Origin of the sequence: Candidatus Uabimicrobium helgolandensis (assembly GCF_041508025.1) — a bacterium.
GTDB lineage: Bacteria > Planctomycetota > Uabimicrobiia > Uabimicrobiales > Uabimicrobiaceae > Uabimicrobium > Uabimicrobium helgolandensis.
On sequence record NZ_CP165719.1, the window covers coordinates 1,718,262 to 1,740,382 of the forward strand.

The following is a 22,121-nucleotide window of genomic DNA, read 5'->3' on the forward strand; positions in this document are numbered from 1 at the left end:
AACGTTAGGATGTATAATGCTCTCATCTGTATAAATAGACTCCATTTACCTACGTTTGTACTTAATTAATTTTCTTTTTTGTCTATTTTTTTTATAGCAGATAATTCTTTTTTTATTTGATTGCTCCATTGGAGCACTTCTCTGCCACGATTTCCGCGATTGAAACTCCATTTTTGTGCTGCAGTTAAATGGTTTCTCGCTTCGTTGATTTCGTTTTTAAGGATATGAAGCATTGCTTGTGCAATGATAATTGTCCCATCTTTCGGATATTTAGAAAATACGTTTTTAACGTTTTCTTCAAAAATAGAAAAAGAAGCTTTTTTTTGGCGAACTGCATGTTGCCAATAGTTCCATAGACTGTTATCGAAAGGGTTTTTTTGGCAAAAAGCTACGAAATTTTTATCAGTAAGTTCTCGTTTTCCTTGCTTAGCATAAAATATGGCTTTACGTAGAAAGTAAAAACCATAGCCAGGGATGCGTTTATGAAGATCATCTAATATCGAAATACTTTCAAGTACTAATCGCGGAGATTTTTCATAATTAGCGACAAGGAGGGTTCCTAAATTGTGTTGCCATAGCAAAGTATAAAAATCTTGGTAGTATGACGGTTCTATTGTTAGCATTTTTTCCATGCCTTGGTAAGAGTTCGTGCGACTAATTTTTTCAGCATGTTTGTAGTCGCGATGAAATGATGACATGTCCCATATACAAATTTTTATAAATGCAACCAAAAGCATACAATAGGCAATTTGTAAAAATCGTTGTGGTGAATATGAATTTTTGTCGCAGTTGGAGCTTATATGCCAACCAATTATAATTGCCAAAAGAAATTGAATATTTGCAAAAGAAAAAACAATTGATGTTTGACTGTGGATAAAAAGGAATAAAACAATAACGGCAAATAGAGAATGTGTTCCAAAACCTTGTTGACGATGTTTCTTAAATAGACCAATGTAAGTACTGGCAAAAATAGCAACGACAATTGCCGCCCCTAGTACACCTGTTTCGCTGATGGTTTCGAGTAAGTAATTATGAGGGTAATCGATAAAATTAGCACTATAGATAGCTGAAAAACTTTCTGAGGAACGAAATTGTGGAAATACAAAAGGGAAGTTTCCTGTCCCCCAACCACAAACTAAAGAACTCGAAGAATTAAATATCATTGCACAAGTATCTTTCCACAAAAATATGCGAATTTCAATAGAAGGCCACAGTTTTTGTAGAATCGTGGAATAAAAAGGTAAGAGTGCTGCTATAAAAAGAAAGGAGCAACATAATACGGTTTTTTTTCTTGCGGAGATCAAAAATATGCTAAATCCTAATGAAAATAATAATGAGAGTACCGTTGCTTCTGATTTAAGAATAATGAGAAAATAGCTAAGCCATAAAAATGAGAAAATACCGCTAAAAAATAAAACTTTGCTTTGTTGATAGTAACGAACGATGATTCCAATACTTAAAATAATAGCAAATGATATTACCGAAGAACCGAAATTAGGATTGCCAAATGGATAGCAGAATCCGTTCATTACTTTTTGTTGTGTAAAAAAAATATAATAACACACAAGTACTATAAGCAAAGCACATAGCATGTACTCGATAACAAACTTCGCTAGATTTTGATAAGTGGAAAATAAAATAGCGCTGGCAGATACACATAAAAAAAAAGTGCCAACGCGCGCTAAACCACTGGTATAACCTCCAATATCATTAGTCCACAGACCAGACAACATGCTCCATATTAAAAAAAGCATCACAAGAAAACTGCCATAGACAATTTTCTTATGTGTGATTGTGAAAAGTATGTTTACAGTGACAGCAGTGCTAGCAATCCACAGATAGCTAGGTACGTTAGCTAAACGATAAGAGTCACTAAAGCTCAAATATACAGCACAGATAACGAAAATGAAAAGTGCCGCACTAATCAGGTTTTTTCTTATCATCTTTTCCACTTGCTTCCATTACATCCCAATCTTCATCATCTTCATCGTCAAAATCTTCGTCTTCTTCAAAAACCCAATCGTCAAAATTTTCATCTTCCAATTCATCAAATAAATTTTCATCTTCTTCTGTTGGAAGGTCATCGACAAATTCATCTGTTGCTGTCATCCGCATCAGATCGCTACTTTCTGTTTTTACAACGATGTTATTGATTCCGAAAGAGGAAGTTTTTTCTAAAATCTCCATCATTGCTGTTTCTTCATTAACAAATTGATCTAAATCTTCAGCATGTCCACGGCTGAGTATTTCTTTTGTTGATGAGGAAGTATCTACACGGGTTTTGGGTTTGCTAGGAGTAGTTGATTTTGTTGCTGAGTCTGCTATTGTTTTGGCTTGTGCGAAATCTATTTTTTTGTGAGTAGTTGTTCGTGGTTTTTTGGAATCAACTTTAGTTCGTGGTTTATTAGAATCAACTTTGGTACGGGGTTTTGTTGAGTCCGTTTTGGTTTTGGGTTTTGTTCGCGGTTTACTAGAGTCTACTTTGGTACGCGATTTTGTCGAGTCAGTTTTGGTCTTAGTCGAGTCAACTTTAGTTCGTGGTTTATTGGAATCAGTTTTGGTTTTTGTTTTTTTGGCTTTTGGTTTTTGTTTTGGTTTTGGGCGTGGAAATGCCATGTTTTGAGGTTTTGGTTTTTCAGGTTCTTTTTTTACTGTTTTTGTTTCTGCTATTTCGAGCTCTTCAAATTCATCTTCATCAAACTCTTCGCTAAAAGCATCGTTAAAATCATCAAATTCTTTTTCTTCTGGGTTATTTTTGGGCTTTGCTGTGGAGTTGACTCGCGCTTTGGTTTTTGTTACTTTTGGTGTTACTCTTTCTTTTTCTGAGATAGACTTTGTTTTCTTCGGTTTTTTTTCTGCAAGTGGATCGGAAACTTCGTCGACAATTGAAAGAGGAGTACTTGATTTTAAACGTGCGATATTTTCTTCATCATCAAAAAGAACAGAAGTATCTCCTGTGGCTCCTAACTCCATTTCTTTCCATTTTATCGCTATCTCTTGTAAGATTTCATTTAGATCTTGGTAGCGATATTCAGGGTCTATGGATAGACATTTTTCAATAACTTGTGAAAGCCACTGTGGTACATCGGTGTCGTCTTTAATTTCGACGCCTTTTTTCAAAGTATTAAAAATTTTACGTTCCGACATTCCTTTGAAAGGATGTTTACCTAAAGCAAATTCAGCAAGTAACATTCCTACTGTAAATTGATCGCAATTACAACCCACGTTTTCGTATTTTACTTGCTCTGGCGACATGTACGAATTTACACCACAACCAGCTGTGTTTTTAATAAGTTGAAATGCTGTGCTTTCATGATCACTTTTTTCTTTTAGCAAACTGAAGCCGTTTAAATACAATTTTCCTTCTTGTTCTCCCTCTGTTCCCATCCATATTTGTTCGGGGCGTATGTTTCCATGAATCCATCCGTGTTTTTTTAGCCATAGAAGAGAATGTGTTAATTGTGATAGTACTGATAACATGTTTTCCAACGGTAAATGTCTACGCCAAGTATTTACAAAATGAATAAAACTAACATCGGAGCAATATTCGCTAATCACATAGTATATTTGTGGTATTTTGAAGCGATAAGGGAAGAATGCACCTGTTGGTTTACATGTACCTTCGTTTAGGACATTTAAAATACTCTTCTCTGGAGAGTTGACTAAATATTTTTTGTGCTTCTTATCAGTGCTAAATGTTCGTTGAATAAACTCTTCTGGAACCTTGATGTTTTTTTGAGGTAAAAATATAGTGCAATATACAAAATTGCTGTTTTGTTCATCCCAAGCTTTATAAACTTCGACAAAAGAATCATTTACTAAGCGTTTGCGAATAATGTAACGATCTTGAAGAATCGTGTCAAAACGCAGTACATTAAATTTTGATCCGTATTTTCGTAAGGCCCCTTCTGCTTTTGTGGTTTTCCAGGACTTAATACGAACATTTTCACTCCCTAGCCGAGATTCGACCCAACGCTGATTTTCTTGTCCTGGGGCGACAGTTGCAATGAATTCTTCGCAGCCATCCTCATTTAAAACCTGCCACACCTGAGCGCGACGATTAGGCATTGCCTGGTACAGTTCGCCGATTTGTTCTATTATTTTGAGCTTCCCCACGCTCATATTCATTACTTTACTTCTCACTTTGGGGATTGGCAGCGGAGCGAAATCTAATGCGCCATCTTCTTTTGATTTTTTACTAAAAATTTTTTTGAAAAACTTCATAGCTCCCCCAGTTTCTTAAAACTAAATACATTCGTGTGTTTCTGTCACCAAAAATATCAACTACATTTTACGCTAGTTACTAGCTAGCGATCTAGGTTCATTTATCTTCATATCTTTTACATTATCCAGCTACGCAGTAGTCGCGGCCATTCATACAATGCAAACTCTATCAAGTTGTTTTTGAATAAAAAGACCATTAATGTCGCTGATGCTAAATATGGTCCAAAAGGTAAATAGTGATCTTTTGTGACTATTATATTTATGATGCCAAAAAAAGTTCCGATAAAACATGCGGAAAAAAATATCAAAAGTGCACTATCCCATCCCAAAAAACCACCAACAAAAGCCATTAGCATAACATCGCCAAATCCCATGGCTTCTTTACCAAAAACGATTTTACCAAATACACCTGTTACATATAAACTTCCACCACCAATGAATATACCAAACACAGAAGAAATTAGTCCACTTACGTGTATACTGTCGACAACAATTAATTCTGGGTGGAGGTAAGGAAAAAAGAAAGAGACTATTGGAGCTAACACAATTCCTGGATGTGTTAATACCTGTGGAATAATTCGATAATCAATATCAATAAACGTTACAACAATCATTGTCCCAATAAAATAATATGCGATAATAAGGGCAATTATTCGTTGTTGAAAGGGTAAACTATAAAAAGGTGAATTTCCCAAAGGAGTTAAAAATAGGTACTGCATAAAAAATAAAAATAGTGCTGAGCATAGAATTTCAATGAATGTATAACGAAAGCGTATAGGATAACGGCAATATTCACATGCTGCTCCTAGACACAACCACGAAACAATGGGAATGTTACTATACCAAGAAATTCCTTTTCCGCAATGCGTGCATCGCGATCGAGGAGTTACTATAGAAATATGTTCTTTTGGAAGTCTATAAATGCAAACATTTAAAAAACTTCCAACCATTGCTCCAAAAATACCACATGTAATCATAACCAAAAGATACAAGGGTTTATACGATAATATAATATCTATATACATAATGTAGTCTATATCCTAGTGGAACATTGATTTGCGACTCACTTAGAGCATGCCAACACGCCCTAGTAATTTTTAGCAAAACTAACTTATATTTGCAAACTAATTGCTAAAAAACCTTAATCGTGATCCGTGACTCTACATTTTTTCAATTAATTCGTTTTTTGAAATACTGTTTATGCGATAAAGGTTTATCATATTTATAAATATGTGTGCAATAATTGCGCTGGTAATACATCCATTATTTATGAGGGTTATATATCCGAGTATGAATCCCATAATGGTAGCAAAAATTGGGTAAAACAAGAAGTGTTTATTTACAGGAAAATGCAACATTCCAAAAAATAAGCTTGTTATAACGAGCCCATATGTGGGTTGGAAGGCTGCTCTAAACAGAAGTTCTTCTCCAATACCAGAGCAAATAGCTATTATAATGATATCAAAGCTTGTTAAGTTACCAATGCTTTTTTTGATTTCTTGTTCGGCATTTCTTATCCATTTTAATTTAGAACTTCCCACTATAGAAATTATAATTGTGATAACTACAATAATAAGACCTATAGTGATTTGAGAAATCATAGGCACTGTACCTATAATGTAAAATTCCCAAAAACTTTGCTCTAATAAAATGTGGGTTTTGTAGTGAAAACAAAGCCAAATACTTATAACAGTTATAAAAGAATAGGTAGGTAAACACACTGTTCTCAGCGATGTATTTTGTTTCAAATTTTTCTCGTAATTCATATCAAAAATTCTTTTCTCAAATAATATCGACAACGAGAAAACTTACTGATATAATTAGGGCGTATCGATATTTATTGTCATAATAATGTTTTATTTTTTAGACTCATTTAATAAAGGTGCGGCATGACGACGCCAAAAGATATTTTATTATTAAAGAAAATATGGGAGCAAAATCTTGTTAGTCATACTCTATTAGATGCTCCACTCAAAACATTTTGTAGAGAAGTGATTGAAGGGAAACTCGTTTCTCTTGGAGAAGTTTTAGTTCGCTTAGGGGTTATTTCCTCTAAACAACTTCAAGAGTTGGAAGAACATAACCAGCAACTTTTCAGAGAAATTGCTCCACAGCAGTTTACTTCTATACCTCAAAATATAAATGCCAGTCAATGCACCGATTTACAAAAGCTTGGTAATAGCGCTTTGGGAAACACGTACCAAGGTTCTCATCATACGCTAGAAAAGTGCACAATAAAATATATTGAAGGTATACTAGCAACAAATCGTAAGTTTCTCAAAAGATTCTTTTTGCAGATTGAAAAACTTGTTGGTTTATCTCATGAGAACGTGGCTACTACTTATTATACTTCTCATGAAAAATTAGAAATTGTTCGCTCTTACGCTCCAGGAAGTAATGTAAAAGAGTATGTAGAAGAGGCAAGCGTTTCTCTAAGTAAAGCGTGTGATATTATTCTTCAAGCGGCTAAGGGGCTTAATTTTGCTTATCAATATGGTATTTTACATAAAAACCTTAAGCCTACAAATATCATTATATCAGAGAGTGGTAATGTCAAAGTAGTTGATTTTTCTTTACCTCCTACGAGTCCTGCTTATCTATCTCCAGAACAATGTCAAAAACAAAAATCAGATGTTCGTTCAGATATTTATACTTTAGGTCTAATTTTTTATTATCTGCTAACTGATCATCCGGCTATAGAAGCAAGCACAAATAAAGAAGTTATGGATGCAATTATTTCTTCTGACTTTGTAAATAAAAACACTGATCAACTTCCTAAAGAAACTACTGCTGTTCTGCGAAGAATGACAGCAAAACTGCCGCAGGATAGATATTCTAGCTATACAGATTTGATTGCAGATTTGGAAAGTAGCATTCCAAAGAAAAAAATCAAGTTAGAAGATATGGATAGTATGATGCACACAGCAGAGATAGCTCTTAGTGTAGATGAAAAGCAAGAACTGCTTCTCAATACAACAATTGATGCAATTCCTGAAGCATACGACCATGATGAAATGACTCTTGAAGCAGAAGAAGTGCATGATCCGGATGTTACTCATAACAAAGATGACTCGCTTCGGGCTGTAGCTGTTTCAGATGAAGAACAGCATAACGAAGAAAAAATTAGAATTTCAGAACGCCCACTTCCTAGATTTAATGTACAAGAAATTAAAAAAGCACCAGAAGTAAAAATATTTGATTTAGAAGAAACGGAAGATGAACCAGAAGAAGAATCTTCAGAAAATGAGAAGGGTTCTCTACTAAATAAACCAAATAAATTAAAACCATACTTTCTCCGAAATTTACAAAAAAAGGCGGAAGAAGATCGCAAGAAAAAGTAAGATAATACCGGAACTATAAGATTATAGTTCTGTTTTAAAATAATTATGGAATAAAAACGTCCATTGTAGCCACTTAATAGTATATTTGACAGATGATAAATGAGCTTACATAATAAAAGAACAACTGAATACTATAGACTGGTAGACAAATATGCCAATGACCTTTATAAGTTTGCTTACCGAATGTGCGGAGATTCTGAGGCCGCAGAAGATATATTGCAAGAAACATTTTATGAAGCTTGGCGGTCTTTAGATTCGTTAAAAGATAAAAATAAAATAAAAGCTTGGCTATTTCAAATTATGAGATATCGTTATGCTCATTGGGTTAGAGATAAAGTACGGCACTCTAAAGTAAATTTATCTTTAGACCAAATAGAAAATACTTTAGCACTACCTGATCCTAACATATTAAAATCTTTGTCAGATAAAGAGATCTTACAAAAAGCTCTCGGTGGACTTGATGATCGTTATAAGGAACCGTTCTTGTTAGTTTTTTTACAAAGTTTTAGTTGTAAAGAAGCTGCAGAACATTTAGGGATTCCACTGGGAACTGTACTATCCCGTATTCATCGCGCGCGGGTGTTTTTGCGTAAATCTGTCAATAAACTCATGAATACAGAACAAAAATGAAAGTTTATGAATGTCGGATGTTAAAAATATGAGGCAGAGTTCTAAAAAACAAGAAATACGGCATCTTATGGGAGAACTTAATGTTCTTGGATCACAAAACCCACAACGCCGGAAGCTTGAATCAGAAATTGCAGGAAATGATTGGGCTGAACAAGAATGGAAGCTGCTGCAAAAAGAAAAGCATATACTACAAAAAAATATTAATGACGCTCAAATTCCCGCAATACTACACCGAAAATTATTACAAGTTCCGCAAGAGTCGAAAATAAAACGCCATAGAGTTGCGTATAGAGTTCTAGGCAGTTTTGTTGCAGTACTTATACTAGTATTTTTATTTGTACCATCAAAAACGAAGATAACAATTAAAGATCTTGTTTGCGCTTCGGTAGATTGGCATATGGTTGATACGTCCGAAATAAAAACGTCTGACCGAAACGAGCTACGCGAATATTTTATTGCCAATGGTGGAATTGAGCCAGCATGGAAAAAAGTAGATGAGCGCTTTTCTTTATTGGGTGGCGAGGTGCACTTTATGTCACAAGAACCTATTATTTGCTCTGCTTGGGAAACAGTAGTAGGGCAATGTATTCTTGTTCAATTTAAAGCAGATAGTTTTTCTTTACCACAGCAGCTAAAAAAACATGTTTGGGACGCAAAACATTCCCAAAACCATCTAGCTGTAGGAGATTGTCTCTGTATCGTTTGGATTAAAAATGGTTTTGGTCATATTTGGGTAATTAAAGATTCTCCCGAAACACGCGCTTTTTTCAGTTTGTAAAGCAACTTAGATCTTTATGTCGCCCGACTTGATTTGTAAGTTGCTTTTGAACAAGTGAATTCTAGGCGCAAAATATACATAACACACCTTGAAAACCTTATAATTTTGGATAAATCTCAATATGTTCTAGGAAAAAAATATGAAGAAATACATGTGGTTACTCCTTATTATTTTTGCACTTGGTTGCAATCAAAAACCCCAAGACAAAAACACGCAAGCACATTACATCAATCTAAAAACAGTCTCTGAACTACAAAACTATTTATCTTATAAAGAAAAACAACCAGCCTTGGTAAGTGCACATCGCGGTGGACCAATGCCAGGCTATCCTGAAAATGCGATTGAAACATTTGAGAATGCTTTAAAATATGCACCATGTATATTAGAGTTTGATGTCAACAAAACTAAAGACGGCAAACTAATTCTTATGCATGACGATACTCTTGATCGTACAACAACAGGAAGTGGAAATGTAAATGAGAAAACATGGGAAGAATTGCAAAAACTCTACTTGAAAGATGAAAGCGGCAAGATTACCGAATATAAGATTCCGACATTTGAAGATGTTTTAGTATGGGGAAGAACGCGTGCAGTTATGTGTATTGATATTAAAAGAGGGATTGAACCTCAGGAAATTGTAAATATGATTCACAAAACAAAAGCACAAAAACATAGTATTGTTATTGTTTATAATCGTCCAATGTTACAAAAATATCATAAGATAGATTCTTCTTTGTGTATATCGGCTTCAGCAGGAACAGTAAAGTCGATAGAAGAAACACTTGCTCTTGGCGTACCAAGTAAAAATTTGATTATGTTTGTTGGTATCAGTGAACCGAAAAAAGAGGTGTATGAGTTTCTTCATAAAAAAGGGATAAAGGCTATTCTTGGAACTATGCACAATCTCGACAACTCAGCTTTGAAAAAAGGCGACAAAGTATACCAAAAATTGATCGAAAATGGGGCTGATGTTTTAGCTACGGACAATGTAAAACTTGCTACTTCTGCTATAAGAAAAAGAAAATGAATATTGAAATAACAGGTGTTTTTGAAGCTGTCAATATGGTTAATCAAAAGCCAAACCATTATCGCGTTATTTCTATTGCAAGTAAGAAAAGCGTTACTAGGATGATGGTAAACGACATAAAAGGAAGTAAAGAGTTATTGATACTTGAATTTGATGATGCAACTCCCGATGAAGTTCCAGGGTTTGATTTTGCCTCACATGAAGATTGCAAGGAAGCTCTTGATTTTCTGAGCCGTGGGGACAATTGTCTTATCCACTGTCATGCAGGAGTCAGTCGTTCAACAGCCATTTCCTTAGGATATTTGCTTAGTATCTTTGATTATCGCGAAGCTGTAGATCGTTTATTTAATATTAGACCATCTGCACAACCTAACGAGTACGTTATTAAACTAATGTGTGATGTTTTAAACAAACAACATTTGTATTCGGATATTATTGATTATGTTCGTCAAAAGTGAGTAAAAATGAAACCAGAGCAAATTACAATTATTGATGATGATGTTATTAGAGAATATAGTTTAAAACAAGGATTAATCGCCTCATATGTTGAAGCTCAACAAGGTTTAGGTATTACCAAAAAAAACAAAAATTACGCCGCTGAACTTCTCAATATCCCTGTAAGTCTGGCTTTTGCTCTTGAGAATATTGTACGCTCGAAACAGGAGCAAAGTCTTGATTCTATATCCTTTTTTAGTTTGCTCTATGGTTTGTATTTGCCCTTAAGTGGTATGAACGAACAGAAAATAGCACAAACATTCGGCATTTTTTGGAAAAGTCGTGCGGGAAATAACCAGGGCCTAGTAAGTGAATTTTTGCATAAAGATATTGGACTATCTTTAGAAGAAAAAATTAATTTTCTTATGGGAGACCCTTTTTCGGGAAAAGCAGCGCGTATGGGACAAGATACTTTGATTAATGTCCTTGCTTCTATTCGCTTAGTTTCTCATCAATTCTTACGCTCACACTTAAGCCAAATTGCAGATTTTGGTTTGTTGTTTACTGAAGAAGTTAGCAAGATAAAGTCTGACCCTCCTGTTACTGCCAAAGAAGTGATTGTTATTTTGCGGAACCTTCCACGACAAAGAACAAATCGTAAGAAACAAATACTTCGCGATTTGTTAGAAAGATGTGGCAAGTTAGAGCGTTACTTTTTGACACGATTAATTTTGCGGCGCTTACATTTTGGTTATGAGTATCGTAGCTCTTTAGTTCATAGTGTTCTGGCACAACAACACAAAATAAGTGAGGAGATTATAGGTAACAGTATTGCCCTCAGTGATATATTTAACGTTTGCCGTATTCTTGAAACACAAGGTCCGAAAGGTTTAGAGAAATTAGTACTCAAACCTCTTAATCCCGTTAGTCCTGCTCTTGCCGGAACTATCGAAGTAACAAAAAAATCTACCTTTCCTCTATGGGTCGAGTGTAAATATGATGGAATACGTCTTATGTTGCACAAAGATACGAGTATCAATGGTCGTGTAAAATATGCTGCATTTACACGTCGAAAAAATGATTGGATTAATCTTGTTCCCGAATTAGAAATATCGGCCAAATGGCTGCAATCTTATTCTTTTATTCTTGATGGAGAATTACACGGAACATATGTAGATCTAGAGAAAGGTGGTATACGTCCAGCAAATGTTTATGATGTATACCGCTACTTACAAGGTAATTACAATCTCGCAATAAAATTGCAATATGTAGTTTTTGATATCTTGTTTATGAATGGAAAAGACCTAACAAAATTACCTTGGTATAAACGCCGCCAAGTGTTAGAAAAACTAGTTATGCCAACTTCTGGTTATCAAACTAATGTTCCGATAGTTGTTGCAGAAGGTTGGGAAGCTAAAAATTATAGCGAATTTAAGAAATGGTTTAAAAATTTTGAAAATCGCGGTTACGAAGGAGCAATGGCAAAAATTATCAAAGATGGTTATGCTCTTGGTAAGCGCAATAATTCTTGGTTGAAGAAAAAGCCCGCTATATATTTGGATCTAGCAGTTACAGGTGCCTTGTGGAGTACAACGGATCGCGGCCCTAAAATTTTTAGCACATTTCTACTTTCGTGTAAAAATAAAAACAAATATGAGCAAATTGCGCGCGCTGAAGGTCTTGCATACCAACAAAACTATGAAATGTTACAACGCATTACTTATGACGGTTTGCTAACCGGTGAAAATGTTGAAATTCGAACAAGTACCGCAACGAGGTACGGATTTAAATTAATCCCTTCGATTGTCGTTACTATTCGCGTGGATGGGGTTGTAAAAGACAGTGAAGGAATCTATTCTCTAAGAGATCCCAAAATCGTTTGCGTGCGCCCAAGAGGAGATATGATTGCTGAGGATGTAAATACTCATGAAGATATTGTGCAATTATATATAAAAACCCACCTTAAATAAGAATTCAGGAATGACTACTAGGGCGTGTCATCATTCAATACAGATAAAAATATAACGGATTCATTTAATGATACGCCAGTAGTATTGAGCCCGAGCCCGTTTGCGAGCCCACGCCCGAAAACTTTTTGAGAGCGACTGAAAGTGATTTATTGGTTCAATACTAGTTTTTTGCGATGGAAAAAGAAACTTTGCTTCTTTGATAAATTGTTAGTGAAAGTTTCGGAAACGGGCTCGCAAACGGGCTCGGGCTCGAAAAAACACACAATATTTTGAATGATGACACGCCCTAATATCTTAACACTGTAAAACTTACAAAGATATGCGCTGTGGATGAGAATAAAGATATTAAGCAACGAAATGGCTAGGGCATGTCGATACTCTAAAAAGACCAGTAATTTTTGATTGTTTATAATCTCCATGTGTGGTTTAATCTTGTAACAGGCACCTATAAGATTAAATTGAGCGGAGTGATACATAAACATGAACCCAAGAAGACAACGCCTTGTTGAAACCTACTACAACAATAAAATTCCTCATATAGAACTTGTGGTTGATAATTTTGAGAATCCTCATGATATATCAGCAATTGCGAGGAGTGCAGATGGTCTTGGCATCAAAAAAATACATTTATACTATACCTATATTCCCTGCCCTGATATGCAGTGTGTGGGGAAAAAATCAAGTGCAAGTGCTAACAAATGGATTATCTATGAGCAGATTGATGATCTCGCGCAGTTTTATTCTGAAAAACGAGACTATAATTTTGTGGCTATTTTACAACAAAAAAAAGCAATATCCTTGCACGAGTATCAATTTAACAATAAAACAATTTTAGTTGTTCCTTCTCCTGAAAAAGGGCTCTCACCAGAATTAAAATGTGAGCATTTTGTTTCTCTACCACTATTACGAGATGCACTCTATTCTACATCGACAGCAACAGCTGTAACACTCTACGAAATTTTTTCACAACTTGGTAAACATCTTACTCCTTTAAGTTCTTTGATTCCAAGGAGAAAACGTGATTGAGCACACAACAGAAATATTTATAGATAATGCGTGGGATCCACGTAATCATAAAGCAATTCTCAATTTGTGTGTAGGCTTTGGTATAAAGAAAATATACCTGTATCACTCTTACAATCGCTACGAACGCGAAATGTATCTTGCCAATGAAGATCTTAATGTTGAAGATATTAGTGACCTTTCTGAGTTTTATGAGCAAAAAAAACAGCAAGATTTTAAGTTTATTGCTGCAGATTTTAACGAGAGCGCTAAAAAGACATATGATTTTCGTTTTCCACAAAAAAGTATTGTTGTGTTTGGTGCAGAAAAACTAGGCATATCCCCTGAAATAAAAAATCTTTGTGACTACACGATTTACATACCAATGATTGGGTTAGTTCAAAGTTACAACATTTCAGTTTCTGTGGGAATTTTTTGCTATGAAATATTTAAACAAAGGAATCTATAATGGCGAAAAAACCAACGAAAAAAAGAATGAACCTCAATAAAATAGTTCAGGAAATATGTGCCATTCTTATTGGTATTGGTATTGGCTTGTATGGATATGAATCAAAAGCTGCTCTTGTTCCGATGAAATGGCAACTAGAACGAAAAGTGGCTAAAGATATTCATCGGCAACAAGAACAACAAATTTCAAGTGGATCGATATTTGACGTATTTTCGCAAATACCAGAGGTCAATAAATTTTGGGAAAAAACTGGAGCCAATCGTTATATTGCGCATGTGCAAAAATACAACAATGTGATGCAAAAATGGGGAATTACTGGTGATTTACAGCAAAAAATGGATTCCTTGATAAAAAATGGTGTAGAAACGGTTCCTAGTAGGTGGACAACGCCAGAAAATAAACCTTTCTTTATCTTGGGGATTTTGCTTGTATGTATTGCTTTACTTACAAAAATAGCCATATATTCGGGGATGCTCAATTTAAATCGACTTGGTAGTAAACGAGCGAAACGCAAACGCACAAAAGCGAATGTAAATGCAATAGCTAATGAGTTTTCAACTTTTGGATTAAGTGCTATTGGTGGTCTTTATCTCATGCCTGCTATGGAAAACTTTTTACGCAATGAAAGTACTTCTTTTCCATACCCATGGTTAATAGCCGGTACCTTTGTGTTTTTGGTATTGTTAAAAATTGCTTTACGTAGTTCCTTCGTTGATTTTAATAGTTGGCGTCGCGGTGGACGTATGGTTTCTAACCAACGTTTTCAACGTTTTAGTAAAGCTTACAATTGGAATACATTTGCTCACCAAGTGACCACCGCTATACTCGGCATATTTTTAGGTTTTTATGCCTATGAGTCGAACTTAGCACTTTTACCAATGAAATGGCAAGCAGATCGTCAAGTTGGTAAAGAAGTTGCCGGAACTCCTACAACCCAAAAACAAGAACCTGGTTTTTTCGATAAAATTTGGAAAACAGTGAGTCAAGCAGAGCCATATATTCGCGATAGTGGTTTTTGGAAAAAATCAGGAGCAGAGCGCTATGTTCAGCACGCTCAAAAATATGACAGTGCGCTAGAAAAAGCTGGTGTAAAAGGTTACTTAAAGACTAAAGTTAAAAGACTTGCTAGTGGTGGGGTTGACTATGTCCCCGATCGCTGGACACAAAAAGGGAACCTACCTTTCTTGCTTGCGGCGCTCATTTTGTTGGCACTTAGCTTTATAGTTAAATGGTGTTTATATTTTCACATCATCGATTTCAATGACTGGATTAAGCGCCGAAAATTAGTTCGTAAAACAAAGAAAAAACCACCAGTAAACTGGAATGCTATAACTCAAGAAACCGCTTCTATTATTTTGGGAACAATGATTGGTATTTATACTGAACCATTTCTCGACTATTTAGCAGGAGAAGCGAATGTTGCATATCCATATCCTCAAGCGGGACCAATAATTGTCATTGTGTGCATTGCTATCAAAGTTGCTTTGTATATGAAATTGATTAGTTTTAATAAGAAACGTGTCGTAGCGAAGAAAAAGAAAAGAAGATAATTGTATGCAAGTTCTTTTTGTGGTTGCTTTACAAGCAGAAGCAACAGCTATTATTAAATTTTATAAACTGAAGCTTTATCTTGAAGTACCTTTTAAGATATATCGTGGAGAGAACAAATGGCTTGTTGTTTCTGGGATAGGTAAAATAAATAGTGCTGCTGCAACAAGCTATTTGTGTTGTCTTGCAAATGATGATATGCACCAAATATGGCTGAATGTGGGAATTGCTGGGCATATTGATTTGCCGGTAGGAACTGCTATCATTGGACATAAGATCGTTGACAAAGTAACGCAGAAAAAGTGGTATCCTCCTCTTCTTATTGATACAGAAATAACTACGGCAGAGATTATCACTGTTGATATTGCAGAAACAGGATACCCAACGAGTAGTGTTTATGAAATGGAAGCCGCGGGATTTTATAGTATTGCAACTAAGTTCTCTACTAGCGAATTGGTACACTGTTTTAAGATTATCTCTGACAATAAAAAACAAAACATAACAAATATTACCCGTCAAAAAATAGAAACTTGGATTGGGGAAAACGCCGAGAATTTAGATAGTATTTGTTGTCAATTGCAAAAAATTGCCCAAAAACTACCGGATAAGAATCCTAGAGAATGGCAGGAGTTTATCAGTACTTGGTCGTTTACTTCTGCTGGAAAGAAGCGATTGCGCAATCTACTGCAAAAATGGAATGCACTAAACCCACAAAGTAAGCTACTTGATGAGCAAATATCACAACAGTGCCAAAATATGAAACAAGTTCTTGTGTACGTGGAAAAAAAAGTAAAAGAGTTTTCCTGTGGTAGTGGTTTGTAAAGATAGGATATAACTGAACAAACGGTCAAGGTACTTCGCTAGTTCACATAACCATTTTACTTTTTGCAAACAAGATGCAAGTGAGGTAATCGCAGAAAAAAGATTTGTTTTACACAGGACTGCATTTGGATAGAACTTAATGATTGATACAATATATATTGAAGATGAAATCAAAGAGCACCCTCGCACTAAGAGTATTTGTAAGCGTTTTCCATCAGCACGTATTATTTCTTGCGAACGTTATGGAGAAGTGTTTAATCGCAAAGTGCAAAATTTTCGTTTGCAAAAACTAAAGCCAGCTCTTATTTTAGCAAAGAAATTTCAGCATTTTGCGTTAGAAGCTCCTGAAGGTTATGGTATTGGAGCTCAAAAAAATTTTTATTTTTCACATATGCTAAATTGCATTTATGATTGCCGTTATTGTTTCTTGCAGGGTATGTATCGCTCTGCACATTATTTGCTTTTTGTTAATTTTGAGGATTTTGCGCAGTCAATTTCTGAAATTTCACAACAATATGCGCAGCAACCAGTACATTTTTTTTCGGGGTATGATTGCGATAGTCTTGCACTTGATCAAGTGACAAAATTTAGTGATTACTTTGTTCCACTTTTTCCAAAGGAACAAAATGCGTGGTTGGAATTGCGCACTAAAAGTGTAAATATCCGTCCTTTACTTCATATGGCAGATTACAATTGCATTGCCGCCTTTAGTTTTACTCCTCAAATAGTTAGTGACCAGGTTGAGGCAAAGGTTCCTAGCGTTGAGGCTCGTATTTCTGCTATTGAAAAACTACAAGAGCGCGGTTGGCATATTGGTTTGCGTTTTGACCCTCTTATTTATCACAACGATTATCAAAAAACATATTGTGAGCTTTTTCAACAAGTATTTTCTCGAGTAAAAAATATTCACTCTGTTAGCCTTGGACAGTTTAGACTTCCAAAAACAATGTTTAGCAACATCCACAAGCTTTATCCAGATGAAAAACTATTTGCTGGGCCATTATCTGAAAAAAATGGTATGGTTTCCTATGAAAAAGATCTAGGCAAAGAAATGTTTGACTTTTGTAGTGCAGAACTTCTCAAATATATAGATATGAAAACTTTTTTTCCGTGTGAATAAAACACGTGTGTTCTCTGAAACTACATTGCAAAACGAAATATAATATTGAACGTAAATTATCAATATTCAATTGGAGTTATTAGAAATGATTCGCTATTTTGTAATACTTATCTTAAGTTGTGCTTCTTTTTTACAAGCTGATTGGCGAGAAAAAGTTGCTACTTGTCCTGTTTGTTTACGACAAACAGCTTTTTTACAACCATCGCAGTTTTCAAATGAAATATATATGAGACCTTCTCGTTTTCAGTATGTATTTTGGCCATTTACAGATACGCGTTCTATCTATTGCTGCCAAAAATGTTCTTATTCCACTTTTTCTTGGCATTTTCAAAGTTTACCAGCGAATAGGTTAGAAATTGTGACACAAGCACTAAAAGATATGGGTTACTCTCTTGCAGAGTACCAAAATTATACAGTAATACCTATTGCAATTCGCTTGAAAATAGCAGAAAAAATTTATAGATTGTGGGGATTTAGTGATGATCACTTTTGGTGTGAATTTTACAGAACAAAAGCGTACCACCTTGAACAAGAAATTGCTAAACTTAAAAATAATAAAAAGTCTTTAGAAAGACAACAACCACAAGTTTTGAAAAAACGTCAACATCCTGGAGCTATAAGATCAATGCTTTCTGCAATATTTTACCCGGTACTTAAGCTACTCATTAGTAAGCAAACTCAAGATTTTCTCCAACATCATCGCCATAGTCAAATGGCAAATAAAGAAGACGATCTTGTAAAAGATATGATCGAAGCAAGACAGAAAGCTTTGGCTGTTGCCGAAGAAGTTTTAGGTAAGCCTGAGCAGGATCTGCTTACTCACAAAGAGTGTTATTATATAGCAGGTGCGATGTGTTACTTATTAAAAGATAAGAAAAAAGCCGAAGAGCATTTTAAAGAAGGTCTTAAGATCGATTATAAAACAAAACAAATGAGCGCTGGAGAGGCAAAAGAATACAACAAATATTTAAATACATTGTTCCAAGAATATTTGAAAAAACTAGAATAGGGAATTGTTCATATTCTCATAATTCTATACCTTTAAGACACCAATTTCGTTGCTATTATGCACTTTTAAAGTGTCTTACTATTACCTAAAATAATTCGAATTTTACAAAATCTAAATAGAGACACGCCCTAGGAGATATAATGTGAAAAAGAGCGTTGGATTTCTCATCATTTTATTTATAGCTGTTATTGTTGTCAATGCTTGGAGTATCGTATCTCTTCTTGATCAATACAACATATACAATGAAGCATCGCAAAATAATATACTTTCTGTAGAAACAGTTGAAAAAAGTAACGCGCAAATGCAAATGTTAAGTGTTGCTCAACTTATACTTTACTTTTTGGTATTCGTTAGTTTTTGTTTGTGGTTTTATGGAGTGCACGAAGATTTAGAAAGTTTTGGGGTTAAAGATTTGAAATATAGTCACAACCAAACGTTTTGGGGTTTCGTGATTCCAATAGTTAACATTGTACGCCCTTACAAAATAGCAAATGAAGTGTGGATAGAAAGTTCTGTTGATGAAAAGCAGCGGAAAAAATCGCCTGTCGTGCTACTATGGTGGTCGTGTGTTATACTTTCTATGGTATTTGGTTACGCAAGCGGTGTGTTTGTTGCTTTTTCTGATAATGTTGAAATGTTTAAAAATTCAATTTTATTACTCACGGTTGCTGATGGCTTAGTTATTTTGGCATCCATTTTTGCTTTTAGTATGATTCGCAAGATAGAAAAAAAGCAAAAACAGCGCTATGCGGCAAATTGATCTTTTGGTAAGTGCCTAAAAAATGGTAGAATACTTTTAGGATAATTTTTGCCCTTCTTTATGGCAATAATTGCACAGTTTCCTAAGCGGAAAACATGTGACTAATCGTGTGCTTATGTATGCGATAAATATTTGCCTATAAATTTTTTATTTAGAGGACAATTAATGTTAAGAATACTATTTTTTACATTTCTTTGGTGTAGCATTTTGTTTGCTGAAGTTGATTTTCAAGGAAGTGTTGTTTATCAGAACAACGAAGTAATATTTTCAGCAAATATTTACAAAGACAATGTTATTTGCAAAGATATGAATGTTTTTGTCAATGAAGAAAAGATTGCCTATCATCCTGTACTTGGTTACATAAGTGGATTACCAGCGGTAAAACCACAAGACTCTGTTTCGGTGGTAGTAGAAGATTTATCAGGGAATATTGTTTATCAAAAGAGTGTCGTGTTGCCTCCAGTGCCGCAATTTAGATCACCATCTTTAGTGATTGATTCACTCTATTCTACTATATATCAATGGAACGTAGTTAGTTCTTCTATGTATTTCACATACGAAAACAATGGTGAGCAGACTTTTGAAAAGTACTTCAATCATTATGAATCGAGTGTAGAAATACCGAAAACAGAACTAAGGGCAGGAAAAAGCAATATAACTATTTGCGCAATGAGCTGTGATGTGCAAGTAGAAAACCCTTCACTTTTTGCAGCGACAATCACCACGCAAGAAATTAATGTTCGCGGTGAAGAAAAAATAAGCTCGACGAAGAGAGAAGGACTGTCACCGGTTAAATCTTGGAAAGATTCTTTTGAAATCCCTAAAGTGGGAAGACGCACTTTCGATTTAAATGCCTATATGATGCCGCGCGATGGTACTTTCACTGTTAGCGGGCGTAATCGAAGAATGAAGGCCAGTGTTGTTTCCGTCTTTTACAAAGAGCAACCTATTTGGTCGTGGGATCGCGTGTATAAATTCTCAAAAAAAGGATTTTCGCAAAGTTTTCCTCTTAAAGCACAAGAGATTATTGTAGTGGCAACTCATCATGTTAGATGGGGAGTTGACTTTAAGTAGGTATTTTCATAAAAAATGACTCTGAATAAAAATGATTTCTTAGAGGCAACATAACCCTAGGAAAAGTGTTTACCCAATTAGAACTTGTTAAGATGTGCTAATTATTCTAACAAGTTTTAATGGGAAAGTACTTTTGGCAACGATCTAGTTGTGAAGTAGACGTAGTTTACTTTAATCATTTTATATGAAGGAGTTTATATGAAAAAAATACTTTGCGTTTTTTTATTGTTAGTGCCGATTATTATTGATGTTTTTGGCTATCGAGGATTTTTGTTTTACTTTGGACTTTCGAATGTTTCTCCGGAGTCTTTTTCTCGAATGCAAACAGTCTCGCCACCTAATTTTTTAGGTATATTTGAAGTTGTAGAACTATTTATTCTATTTTGCTATATTACGATTTTTCGCAGCAATATTTTTCGCTTAATACTTATTATATTTACCATCGTATTTAGTACACTTGGAATGATTTTGAGCTCTATAGCTAATATATTTGAAAAATCTACGATTTATTCGGTCGCGATTCCCGACTTAATCTCGGTGCAAAAAATATGCTCAATTTCTGCTTGTTTTTACCTTTTTTCGTTGACATTTATGTGTATGAGCAACGTCTTGTTTCGCCGAATATCTTTTTCTAAGATGCTATCTTTAACTTTTATTCTTGGTGGGGCTGTTGGTGTTGTTTTAACAAGATTTAATGTCATTCCTGATCCACGATGCTTGCAAATTACAATGATAAATGACAGTCTTCGTTTTTCGTCATCGGAATTATTTTATTTGTTCGGCTTACAGTTTGCTCTTGTTTGTTATGTTAGCGAATTTATTAAAGCCAACAGTGATAAAATGTTTTGTAAACAATTACAAATTTTACAGCGTCAATACCGCATCGCTGATTACTATTACAGGCGTGTGCGTACAGGAGATATTGAGTATGTTAGTCCAATGTGGGAGAGTATGCTTATTGGTTCTCAACTTGATATAACAAAAGTTGGGCGCCAGTATTATGGAGTTCCAAACCCAAATATAATTAAAGGTAAAATGATTTATTATGAACAGTGTAAGAAGTGGATGCATGTGGTTCCACAAAGCCTGGGAATATTATTCATTATACTTTTAAGTTTGTAAATTAAGTGAGTTACAAAAGTGCTATTGATACGTTATCAGTAGCACTTTTTTCTTTTTCAAAACCTTACGTTGCGGTCTATTGAAAAATTGTGTTGCACTTTTAGAAAAAAACCGCTATACTTGCGAAGTAAATCTCTGTTATTTTATAACTATAACTGGAGGATTTGTGATGATTAATATAATTCAAATTACTGAAGCATCAGCGAAACAAATCCAAAAAATACGCGAAGACGATAGCATATCAGACAATAAATTCCTGCGGGTTTCTGTTGTTGGAGGCGGCTGTTCAGGGTTCTCGTACGATCTTTCATTTGACGATACAAAACGAGAAGATGATATTATTGTTTCTGAGCACGGTGCGCAATTATATGTCGATGCAAAATCTGCTCTTTACTTGAGTGGAACCACATTAGACTACAGCAGTGGACTTAATGGAAAAGGATTTGAATTTACAAATCCAAATGCAGTACGTACTTGCGGCTGTGGTAGCTCATTTGCAATCTAAGGAAACAAATTAAGCAATTTGTTTTACACTTTAGTAGTAATTGCCTAATCATACTTTGCTATTTAGTTTAAGAAACAGAGAATTCTCTTCTCTGTTTCCTTAGATTTTGAAAATTTAACCAATCTATACAACCTCAAAATAATACTAATTTACATACCTCACTATACATCCTATGTATATAGCAGGATACTCTCCTACTTAAAATCTTTTATATCTATACGATAAATCCTCTTGTAATTACTTACCAAGGAGTGGATTATGTCTTCAAATAACTTTAATGCAAAA

20 protein-coding genes are annotated in these 22,121 nt (G+C 34.8%); 16 read left to right on the top strand and 4 right to left on the bottom strand.

Going from position 1 to position 22,121, the window contains the following annotated elements; all coding sequences use genetic code 11:
* Nucleotides 1-65 precede the first annotated feature (65 nt).
* From UABHE_RS06280 to UABHE_RS06295, 4 genes are all read right to left on the bottom strand, one after another.
* Nucleotides 66-1,943 carry an O-antigen ligase family protein gene (locus tag UABHE_RS06280; protein ID WP_372369403.1) on the bottom strand — a complete coding sequence of 626 codons (1,878 nt, stop codon included), beginning with the start codon at nucleotides 1,941-1,943 and terminating at the stop codon, nucleotides 66-68.
* Nucleotides 1,921-4,224, bottom strand: a complete 2,304-nt coding sequence (locus tag UABHE_RS06285) for a protein kinase (RefSeq protein ID WP_372369404.1) — start codon at nucleotides 4,222-4,224, stop codon at nucleotides 1,921-1,923. The genes UABHE_RS06280 and UABHE_RS06285 overlap by 23 nt, the downstream gene beginning before the upstream one ends.
* A 116-nt stretch (nucleotides 4,225-4,340) precedes the next feature.
* Nucleotides 4,341-5,249: an A24 family peptidase gene (locus tag UABHE_RS06290; protein ID WP_372369405.1), complete on the bottom strand. Its 909-nt coding sequence runs from the start codon at nucleotides 5,247-5,249 to the stop codon at nucleotides 4,341-4,343.
* Between the two features lie 135 nt (nucleotides 5,250-5,384).
* Nucleotides 5,385-5,990 (bottom strand): lysostaphin resistance A-like protein, encoded by a 606-nt coding sequence (locus tag UABHE_RS06295; protein ID WP_372369406.1) that lies wholly within the window; start codon nucleotides 5,988-5,990, stop codon nucleotides 5,385-5,387.
* Nucleotides 5,991-6,113: 123 nt separating this feature from the next.
* Between UABHE_RS06295 and UABHE_RS06300 the strand changes: the two genes are divergently transcribed.
* From UABHE_RS06300 to erpA, 16 genes are all read left to right on the top strand, one after another.
* Entirely contained in the window at nucleotides 6,114-7,565 is a 1,452-nt protein-coding gene (locus UABHE_RS06300) for a serine/threonine protein kinase (protein ID WP_372369407.1), read from the top strand.
* Nucleotides 7,566-7,664: 99 nt separating this feature from the next.
* Nucleotides 7,665-8,195 (top strand): RNA polymerase sigma factor, encoded by a 531-nt coding sequence (locus UABHE_RS06305; protein ID WP_372369408.1) that lies wholly within the window; start codon nucleotides 7,665-7,667, stop codon nucleotides 8,193-8,195.
* 10 nt (nucleotides 8,196-8,205) lie between these two features.
* Entirely contained in the window at nucleotides 8,206-8,973 is a 768-nt protein-coding gene (locus UABHE_RS06310; protein WP_372369409.1) for a hypothetical protein, read from the top strand.
* Between the two features lie 139 nt (nucleotides 8,974-9,112).
* Nucleotides 9,113-10,000, top strand: a complete 888-nt coding sequence (locus tag UABHE_RS06315) for a glycerophosphodiester phosphodiesterase family protein (RefSeq protein ID WP_372369410.1) — start codon at nucleotides 9,113-9,115, stop codon at nucleotides 9,998-10,000.
* Complete coding sequence (locus tag UABHE_RS06320) at nucleotides 9,997-10,458, top strand: dual specificity protein phosphatase family protein (protein WP_372369411.1); 462 nt, start codon at nucleotides 9,997-9,999, stop codon at nucleotides 10,456-10,458. Before UABHE_RS06315 ends, UABHE_RS06320 begins: the two co-directional genes overlap by 4 nt.
* Before the next feature lie 6 nt (nucleotides 10,459-10,464).
* Nucleotides 10,465-12,405 carry a hypothetical protein gene (locus UABHE_RS06325; RefSeq protein WP_372369412.1) on the top strand — a complete coding sequence of 647 codons (1,941 nt, stop codon included), beginning with the start codon at nucleotides 10,465-10,467 and terminating at the stop codon, nucleotides 12,403-12,405.
* Nucleotides 12,406-12,885: 480 nt separating this feature from the next.
* Entirely contained in the window at nucleotides 12,886-13,431 is a 546-nt protein-coding gene (locus UABHE_RS06330; RefSeq protein WP_372369413.1) for a TrmH family RNA methyltransferase, read from the top strand.
* A complete protein-coding gene (locus UABHE_RS06335; RefSeq protein ID WP_372369414.1) occupies nucleotides 13,424-13,876 on the top strand; it encodes a TrmH family RNA methyltransferase in 453 nt (150 codons plus the stop codon). The genes UABHE_RS06330 and UABHE_RS06335 overlap by 8 nt, the downstream gene beginning before the upstream one ends.
* A complete protein-coding gene (locus UABHE_RS06340) occupies nucleotides 13,876-15,426 on the top strand; it encodes a hypothetical protein (protein ID WP_372369415.1) in 1,551 nt (516 codons plus the stop codon). Before UABHE_RS06335 ends, UABHE_RS06340 begins: the two co-directional genes overlap by 1 nt.
* A 4-nt stretch (nucleotides 15,427-15,430) precedes the next feature.
* Nucleotides 15,431-16,246, top strand: a complete 816-nt coding sequence (locus tag UABHE_RS06345; protein ID WP_372369416.1) for a hypothetical protein — start codon at nucleotides 15,431-15,433, stop codon at nucleotides 16,244-16,246.
* A gap of 139 nt (nucleotides 16,247-16,385) precedes the next feature.
* Nucleotides 16,386-17,366, top strand: coding sequence for a radical SAM protein (locus UABHE_RS06350; RefSeq protein ID WP_372369417.1), 981 nt, complete (start codon nucleotides 16,386-16,388; stop codon nucleotides 17,364-17,366).
* 85 nt (nucleotides 17,367-17,451) lie between these two features.
* On the top strand, nucleotides 17,452-18,375 hold the full coding sequence (locus UABHE_RS06355; protein ID WP_372369418.1) for a hypothetical protein: 924 nt from the start codon (nucleotides 17,452-17,454) through the stop codon (nucleotides 18,373-18,375).
* Nucleotides 18,376-18,517: 142 nt separating this feature from the next.
* A complete protein-coding gene (locus UABHE_RS06360) occupies nucleotides 18,518-19,135 on the top strand; it encodes a DUF4328 domain-containing protein (RefSeq protein ID WP_372369419.1) in 618 nt (205 codons plus the stop codon).
* A 165-nt stretch (nucleotides 19,136-19,300) separates the two neighbouring features.
* Entirely contained in the window at nucleotides 19,301-20,209 is a 909-nt protein-coding gene (locus UABHE_RS06365; protein ID WP_372369420.1) for a hypothetical protein, read from the top strand.
* Nucleotides 20,210-20,407: 198 nt separating this feature from the next.
* The gene (locus UABHE_RS06370) at nucleotides 20,408-21,331 is read left to right on the top strand and encodes a hypothetical protein (RefSeq protein ID WP_372369421.1); all 924 of its coding nucleotides are present in this window, start codon (nucleotides 20,408-20,410) and stop codon (nucleotides 21,329-21,331) included.
* A 169-nt stretch (nucleotides 21,332-21,500) separates the two neighbouring features.
* Nucleotides 21,501-21,836 (top strand): iron-sulfur cluster insertion protein ErpA, encoded by a 336-nt coding sequence (gene erpA / locus UABHE_RS06375; RefSeq protein WP_372371575.1) that lies wholly within the window; start codon nucleotides 21,501-21,503, stop codon nucleotides 21,834-21,836.
* The last annotated feature ends 285 nt before the right edge of the window (nucleotides 21,837-22,121 follow it).